The sequence below is a fragment of the Kistimonas scapharcae genome, assembly GCF_039540975.1.
In the GTDB taxonomy this organism is placed as follows: domain Bacteria; phylum Pseudomonadota; class Gammaproteobacteria; order Pseudomonadales; family Endozoicomonadaceae; genus Kistimonas; species Kistimonas scapharcae.
On record NZ_BAABFL010000350.1, the window covers coordinates 1 to 7,789 of the forward strand.

General features: G+C 47.4%; 10 protein-coding genes. 5 read left to right on the top strand and 5 right to left on the bottom strand.

Annotated elements, in window-relative coordinates; genetic code table 11:
* Positions 1 to 181 precede the first annotated feature (181 nt).
* Positions 182 to 571, top strand: coding sequence for a DUF2721 domain-containing protein (locus ABD892_RS12555; RefSeq protein ID WP_345196081.1), 390 nt, complete (start codon positions 182 to 184; stop codon positions 569 to 571).
* Positions 572 to 608: 37 nt separating this feature from the next.
* Here the strand turns inward: ABD892_RS12555 and ABD892_RS12560 are convergent, their stop codons facing one another.
* The 5 genes from ABD892_RS12560 to ABD892_RS12580 all read right to left on the bottom strand — a co-directional run bounded on the left by ABD892_RS12560 (position 609) and on the right by ABD892_RS12580 (position 3,252).
* Positions 609 to 1,298: a hypothetical protein gene (locus ABD892_RS12560; RefSeq protein WP_345196082.1), complete on the bottom strand. Its 690-nt coding sequence runs from the start codon at positions 1,296 to 1,298 to the stop codon at positions 609 to 611.
* 54 nt (positions 1,299 to 1,352) lie between these two features.
* Positions 1,353 to 1,721, bottom strand: a complete 369-nt coding sequence (locus ABD892_RS12565) for a hypothetical protein (RefSeq protein ID WP_345196084.1) — start codon at positions 1,719 to 1,721, stop codon at positions 1,353 to 1,355.
* Positions 1,722 to 1,920: 199 nt separating this feature from the next.
* Positions 1,921 to 2,304, bottom strand: a complete 384-nt coding sequence (locus ABD892_RS12570) for a hypothetical protein (protein ID WP_345196085.1) — start codon at positions 2,302 to 2,304, stop codon at positions 1,921 to 1,923.
* Between the two features lie 45 nt (positions 2,305 to 2,349).
* The gene (locus tag ABD892_RS12575; protein ID WP_345196086.1) at positions 2,350 to 2,856 is read right to left on the bottom strand and encodes an ImmA/IrrE family metallo-endopeptidase; all 507 of its coding nucleotides are present in this window, start codon (positions 2,854 to 2,856) and stop codon (positions 2,350 to 2,352) included.
* Between the two features lie 87 nt (positions 2,857 to 2,943).
* Positions 2,944 to 3,252, bottom strand: coding sequence for a PadR family transcriptional regulator (locus ABD892_RS12580; RefSeq protein WP_345196087.1), 309 nt, complete (start codon positions 3,250 to 3,252; stop codon positions 2,944 to 2,946).
* A 54-nt stretch (positions 3,253 to 3,306) separates the two neighbouring features.
* On the opposite strand from ABD892_RS12580, the gene ABD892_RS12585 reads away from it, so the two are divergent.
* From ABD892_RS12585 to ABD892_RS12600, 4 genes are all read left to right on the top strand, one after another.
* Positions 3,307 to 4,008, top strand: coding sequence for an ABC transporter ATP-binding protein (locus ABD892_RS12585; protein WP_345196088.1), 702 nt, complete (start codon positions 3,307 to 3,309; stop codon positions 4,006 to 4,008).
* Positions 4,001 to 4,807 (top strand): ABC transporter permease, encoded by an 807-nt coding sequence (locus tag ABD892_RS12590; protein WP_345196089.1) that lies wholly within the window; start codon positions 4,001 to 4,003, stop codon positions 4,805 to 4,807. Before ABD892_RS12585 ends, ABD892_RS12590 begins: the two co-directional genes overlap by 8 nt.
* 265 nt (positions 4,808 to 5,072) lie before the next feature.
* The gene (locus ABD892_RS12595; protein WP_345196091.1) at positions 5,073 to 6,746 is read left to right on the top strand and encodes an AarF/UbiB family protein; all 1,674 of its coding nucleotides are present in this window, start codon (positions 5,073 to 5,075) and stop codon (positions 6,744 to 6,746) included.
* Between the two features lie 270 nt (positions 6,747 to 7,016).
* Positions 7,017 to 7,742 carry a GntP family permease gene (locus tag ABD892_RS12600; RefSeq protein WP_345196093.1) on the top strand — a complete coding sequence of 242 codons (726 nt, stop codon included), beginning with the start codon at positions 7,017 to 7,019 and terminating at the stop codon, positions 7,740 to 7,742.
* Positions 7,743 to 7,789: the final 47 nt, after the last annotated feature.

A 7,789-nucleotide genomic window follows, 5' to 3' on the forward strand; every position in this document is an offset into this window, starting at 1 on the left:
ATTTTGCCTGAAGAGCACAGGGGACGCTCTCTTCATTCAATTTAGCCTTACTTCTTCAGATCGTTAAGCGGGAGTTAAGGATACTAATGACAGTGAAGTATGGCACTATTTTCATGGTAAACTTCCCACCGGCTACAGTGTAGTCTTGTAGCCGGTGTACCATCCAGCCCAGGCAATTACCGTGGAACTGACACTTACTACCCCCGCCCTGTTTTTCCCTGCAATTTCGTTGTTGTTTCTTGCCTATACCAACAAATACCTGTCGCTGGCGGCGCTGGTTCGCAGCCTGCACCAGTCGTTTCGGGAGAATCCCCAGCGCAAGTCCCTGTCGGGACAGATCGACAATCTCCGTGTACGGATGAACTACATCAAGCAGATGCAACAACTCGGCATCATCAGCTTTATCCTGTGTGTGGTAGATATGTTTCTGTTGTTCCTGAATATGGAAGCGGCGGCAATGGTAATTTTCGGGCTTTGCCTGTTATTTCTACTGGCATCACTGGTTGTCTGCGCCCTGGAAATCCGTATTTCCGGCGCAGCCCTGGATCTACAGTTGCGGGCAATGGAGTAAGATATAAAAGATACCCGCGAGGTTGCACGCGTATTTATCAAACCCGTGCAGCTTCAAACTCACGGTATACCTGATCAAGAAAACCTGCCATTTTCGTTTTGACCTCACCAACCAGTTGATCAAGGTTTCTGATAACACCAAACTGCCTGAACTCTGCAGTTATCAACTCAACCAAAGAGCCATTCAACATGGTCTCAAGCCTGCTCCAACATAAATGCACGTCACCAAACAAACCTTGCTCCTCCAGGTAACTCTGATAATTCTCCTGATATTCATAGCGCTGTTTAAGTGCTTTTTCACTGACGACCGGGTCATGTTTTTCTATCCACTGATTCGACAGCGCGACCAGTTCAGAATGAACCTGATTGCCATACTGCATGATCAGCTGGGTAACGACCTGCTCTGATATTTCTACGGTCAAACAGTCATCCACAACATCTTTCGGACTGTCATAATTAAATACGTTTTCTTCATCCTCACTCATTTCAAATAAAGCAAAATCATCCAGTAGCATCTCGATATCCAGGTAGTTTCTATGGTATCGCTGTAAGAAATGATCAAACGTAGTCTGTACTGTGAGTTCAAACGTACTACAGTCCTCTCGTGTCATCCTCATATCAGACTGTTGAAGCTTCGCCTTAATCAGCCGTTCAAATTCTTCGGTAAAATGCTGTAATACCGGTTCACGAACCAGCTCTTTAACGATGAGTTGCTTGTACTGTTTCAAGGAAGGATTTCTATCCATCAACAGGGCAATGACAAAACAGAGATCAATACCATGCTATCCTTTCTTATATTTTACAAACTTGGCGGCATGCTCAATGAAAGTAAGGTAACCAACAACTCTCTGGTAACCAGTTGAAGCAATATCGAGATATTGATCCGCATACGCGTTAACTGCTGTCATTAGCTCATGATTTTCACCAGTCCCCAGAAGATCGAGAATCAGAAGCAATGGCTGGAAAGCTTCATCAACAACGACGCGTCGACTGCCTATCCGGGATGCAGACGTAGAAGCTCTTTCCAGCCCGCTCTCTGACGTGCTTCGTTTTATCCCATGGGATTTGTCTGTACTACTGGCGAGTTCTGTAAGATCACTCTCTGACCGTGTTCGTTGAAAATAAACCTTCGGACCATGGAGCTGATCCATAATAACGCTTCCTTCAATGGATTCTGACCAAACATATGACAGAAAAATAAGCGAAAGGTTCTTCTTGATTGGACTGTTAGATTACTAACACATCGACCAGATAAGCCTTTCCATATCAATGACAGGAAATCAGACAAGGAAATAATTTTTATCTCAACGAAACAACTGACAAATCATAGGAAAAAAACCCAAATACCACCTAATCTCGGACATTCTGCTTTAAAAGATCATGCCGGCCATTAAACAAGTCTGAAGCAATGTAGCGAATAATGGCGTATGTATAGATCAAACTACCGTTAACGAAGAGACCGAATACCCACTCATCCAGGTGGAACCCATACGGCTTAAAGCCTTGCAGAAGAATAATCCCCGCCAGGAACATCACCTGAATCCGTAACAGGGTGAAAGTCTTGCTGTCGAACTGCTTGCGATGCTTCCGGCGTGCACGAATCTCCTGCATGCGTTCCAGCAGCAGCTGATGGTTGGTTTCCCGCAATGCCTGCTCACTGACCGTACTGGCGCGTTCCGGTCGCTTTTGGCTCCGGGAGGCAATGCGCTCCAGCAAGGCTTCATCGTTTGCCACGTCGACTACCCCTTTTTTATTATTGTTTCATCCCTGACAAGTCGGTTATGTCAGCTTGAGAATATCTGCCCGTACCCGTACCGCTTCAGCGCTAACCCCATAGGTGGCCGCCACCAGCTCCGGCTCACCTTCCCAGGTCATCCAGGTATGTCGGAAATGGTTCTCAGGCATCAGCAGTTCCGCCGCAAAGTGGTTCGCTTCCTGCTCACGGGGTGTCATTGCACCATCACGATAATCAATGTGATTGGCTTCCTGTTCACGGTGCAGAAAGACATGGCCAATCTCGTGGGCCAGGGTAAACATCTGCCGGCGTGGGGCATCCTGGTGGTTGATATAGATGATCTGCTGACGGTGGTTAACAGCACCGGAAACGCGGTCCGTGTCGTCATCCGGTTCAAACTCTTCGATGGTATAACCGAGGTAATGAATAATTTCCTCGAGCGGCGTCGGAAACTGTTCACGCACGCCGACATTGATCAGCAGTTCCGTGGCCAGATCCCGGATCTGCTGACGGCTATACCGTTGTTCTTCTGCCTGTATCTGAACGGACACCTTATGATTCCTTGTTATTTCCAGCAGTGCGTGAGGTGAACCTTACCCTGTTTCAGGTCGCCATGACCAGCCACCGGCATGGGTGAGTTAATCATTCAGCTTCCGGGCGAGTTCTCCAATCTTGCTGTTGGCTTCTTCCAATACTTCCAGGCCAAGTTCAGTAATCCCATAGAACTTACGCTGCCGACCTTCCGTCACCCGGGTCTCTTTTACGATAAGTCCGTCGTCTTCCATTTTGTGCAGCAACGGATACAGCGTGCCGGGGCTGATCCTGTAACCGTGATCCTGCAGGTGCTCCATCAGCCAGGCGCCGAAGAAGGGTTCCTGGCTGGCATGCCGCAGGATGTGAATCTGGATAAACCCCAAAAACAGCTTGCGAAGGATCTTTTCTTTCATGGTCTTTTCTAATATCGTATTTCGATATCGCTAATTGATAATACGGAATCATACATGGCGCAATCGGTTGCCACAATCCAGCTACAGAAGCTCTCGGTTGGCCCACCAGATAAACGACTACTGCATAACACTTCCCTGACCGTAGAACCTGGCGAAACCCTGGTACTTCACGGTCCCTCCGGTGGTGGCAAAAGCACCCTGCTGAAAACCCTGCTCGGTGGCTATCCGTGGACAGACGGCGAGTATCGCCTTGAGGGAAAAACCATAACGGCTCAAACCATCGACAGGGTTCGTGCGGCGATCGCCTATATTCCGCAGCAACCTGACCTGGGCAATGACACAGTTCTCCATTGCCTGCAGCAACCGTTCAGCTGGCGCAGTTTTCGAACCAAACGCTTTTGCCGAACAACGCTGCTGGACTGGTTCCAGCAACTCGCGCTGGATGAAACCTTACTTCAACAACCCTGCTCGCGGCTTTCAGGCGGCCAGCGGCAACGTATCGCCATTATTCGCGCACTGATGACCGGTCGCCGTATCCTGGTAGCGGATGAGCCCACCTCGGCACTGGATCCTGAAGCCAGTCAGACCATCAGGGACGTATTGCTGTCTGGCCGTTATACCGTCATCTCCGCCTCCCATGATGCCAATTGGATCCAGCAATGCTCACGGAAGCTCACGATCAAGGATGGCACGTTGGTCGACGACACGGCACAACGGGCTACAAACGATTCAACCATGGTGACTGAGCATGAGTAACGCCGCCACGATTCCTTTCACCCAGCTGATCGCCTTTTATGGTCTGCTGATCATTCCGTTTGCCATGCTCTGGCAGTTGAAGTTGGGAGACACTATCCGGAAATTTTCAGTCAGCCTGTTACGGATGACCTTCCAGCTGGGACTGATAGCCCTGTATCTGGAGTTTCTGTTCCGCTTTAACCATCTGTGGATCAACCTGGGCTGGCTACTGGTCATGTTGATCGTCGCCAGCAGCCTGATTGTGAAACAGGCGGGTTTATCCAGACGACATCTGTTTTCGGCCTCGCTCATCGCACTGTTGGTCGCATCATCCATTGTACTGACCGCCATGCTTCTGCTGGTCAAGCCCACCCCGTGGTATGATGCCCGCTACCTGGTGCCGCTGGCCGGCATGTTGCTGGGCAACTGTCTCACCGCCAACATCCTCACGTTGGAGCGGTTCTATCAGTCCATCGACAGCCAGTATGACCGTTACATGAATGACCTGCTGCTGGGCGCCAGCCAGTGGGAAGCCGCTTTGCCCTTTATCCGTGAAGCACTGAAAGCCGCACTGAACCCGATGATTGCCACCACCGCCACCCTGGGCATCGTCTACCTGCCCGGCATGATGACCGGCCAGATTCTGGGAGGAACGGATCCCATAACAGCAGTGGCCTACCAGGTCATGATCATGGCGGGGATTGCCATTAGCACAGTAGTCTCGACGGTACTGATCTTAATACTGAGTCTGAAAGCCGGATTTGATGGGTTTGGCCTACTTAATCAAAACCTGTTAATCAATCAGCAAACTACCTATTAATAATCAGACCTGCTTTTTACAAGCAGGTCAACAGCTCCTTTATTTTATACAAAACCTAATATTCTGAGCTTCCTGCCTTTCTAATTAACCAATGGAATTTTGCAATAACCCTCAGAGGTTATTAATTAATCTTCCAAGGCAAGCATCGAAAGTATGAAAACTCATAAAGCAATAAAAACATATGCTTAATTGCAAGTAGTTATATATAAAAACTTTATAAAATGGCAAAACAATTATTACCACGAATAAACATGGAACTTTTTTTATGTCTAACAATCAAAGCTATCATCAGCATCAATTCCAATCGCATGGAGCATTTATGGCATCAATACAAAACTCTCCACCTCTCATCCGTGGAAACACTAGTGGGCTTACCTCTACTCAGGTAACAGACGCTAGCACTGAGCCAAAGATTCGCCGGTTAAGCTTTGAGTTAGACGATAGAGGGAGACCACTCTCGGAGCGACAACTCCACGGCCTGTCATACCCGGAATGGATAGCCTTTAACTTGAAGCACTGTGCCACAACCGTGTATAGAACATTCAAATGGATAAAAGTTCTGATTATTCTAAAGAGAAACGGAATCACACCTGAAAGCATAAGAGAGATCAATCGTAATGGCGGCATCATTTCAAAAATACTGCAAGCTATTGGTTCAAGTGATGAATTAATAAGCTCTGTATGTGGAATTTCTAAAGTAAATCCTAACTTTCAGGCCATTAAACAAGAACTATGTACCTCCATGCATGATAATGAACCTATGCCAATGAGAAAACTAATAAGTATACTCAATGAAAACAATTTTGATTATGACCCTGATCGATTAAATGAAATCACCATTTTAGGCGTAGGCAGCGTTGGTCAAGTTATTCAAATTCCTATGCGAGATGGAACAACCAAAGTGGTAAAAGTCGTAGATAGTGACCTGGAAATAAAGTTCAAAGCTGATATTTCAATTGTAAGTACAATACTCTCCCTTGTGAGTCGCTTTAAACCGGATATTGTCGGCCGAGGTAGTACTGATGCCATAAGGGGCTTTTTGAGTACAATACCACGTGAATTTGATCTTCGTTATGAGAAACACAACACACAGATTCAGCAGCGACGTTTTCAGAGACTCGATCAGGATTTTTACCATATTACTGCTGATGATTGCCGTTGCAGTGAATCAGACCATGGTTACAGAAACACAAATTGTCATAACTATTTAGGAACAAGACCTAGAGCACCTCAACACTATATTAATGTAGATGGCAAAAACGTGGAGATTGAATATAGTTCTCCAGCAATTGATGAAGACCTATCATCTCGCAATATGTTAGTCATGGAAGAAATTGACGGAGTAACACTTAGTAGCAGTGATGACGACTTTTTAACGAAGGTTGTACAACCTTTATTGGTAGCCCACAACCAAACTATGGATCGTTCTCGCATCTCTCCTTCCATGATAAATGCACTCAGGCAAGAAATCCGTAATTGTGCATTTTCAGCTTGGGAACAGGGTCTTTTTACTGCAGGAGAATGCAGTGCAGATATGCATAATGGAAACATCATGGTCTCCATCGAAGGCAAAAAAATCATCATCCATTTTATTGATTTTGGCAATTATGTTAATGAGACCCGTGATACCGTAGTATCTATATACACAGCTGTTTCGGCGATAGATAAGGCGATGCATACTCAAAATCAAGAACACATTAATTCTCATGCTGACGCACTTATTGGGGCATTAAGACAGTTTGGTATTCCGACAAGGGATACTATTAACTGGGATGCCATAAAGAGAGAAGCTATCACCGAATTCAGCAACCCTGAAAATGGAGGTAACCCTAACAAGGTTGTCACTAAAGTGTTTGATATTGGATTCAGGCATGGTTTACGCGTTCCCCCATCGATCATTGGACTATTCCGCGCAAGATTAATTCTGACCCAGAACTAACTACATTCCCATACGTCATTCCAATCAGAACCATAAATCATGGACTCCCTGAAATGACGTATGGGAATCCGTTTGCCCTTCTTTCCGGATAATTACACCGTCCCTTCCTATATATGAGTATCGAAGCTCCAAACAACAGATGAATTATTTTCATCCATGAGCTGCAAATATATAGATTGTCACTGAACACACCTTTCCTTAGATTGCCCCACTAAAACCACCCATACCCAGACTGATGCCGGAGTGGCATTGGTAACAGGAGTGAACTCTATGCCACTGGCGATAATGCCGGTCGGACTGATTATCAGCATTGCTGTGCTGGTATTTGCCGCCGCGTTCAAAAAAATTCATCCATTCTTTGCCCTGATTGCCGCCGCCATCATCTTCTCCCTGTTCTCCGGCATGAACCCGGATCAGGTGTTTACCGCCTTTTTTGATGGTTTGGGAGATACCGTGGCCAGCGTGGGCCTGATCATCGCCATCGGCACCATTACCGGTATGCTGCTGCAGAACTGTGGTGGCGCCGAAGCCATGGCGCGCGCGATTCTCAAGCGTACCGGTACCCGTAATGCCGACCTTGGCATGGCACTGACCGGTTATTTCGTGTCACTCGCCGTATTCTGTGATGCTGCCTATGTAATCCTGGCGCCGCTGGCCCGCAAGCTGAGTGCGCTGTCACAAACCAGCATGGCGACCATGGCGCTCTCCCTGAGCTTCGCCATGCTGACGACCAATCAGCTGATTCCGCCCACAGCCGGCCCCATGGCCGCTGCCGGTGTGCTTGGTGTGGATATGGGCATGGCGATCATGCTGTCCATGCTGGTTTCCATTCCGGTGATCGCCATGAGCTGTTTCCTGGCCCGTCGTTTTGGCCGGGATTCCCGGTATGAATATTTTGTCGATGAAGACACCCAGTCCCTGCTGAATGACGAAAATACCTCCGGCCCTTCCGCGACAGAAGCCCCCCTGTGCCAGCATAGTTGTCGCCTCTTCTGAAATTTCCAACTTAAACAGGGGGTGGTCAGTGAGTAATCAATGACCCG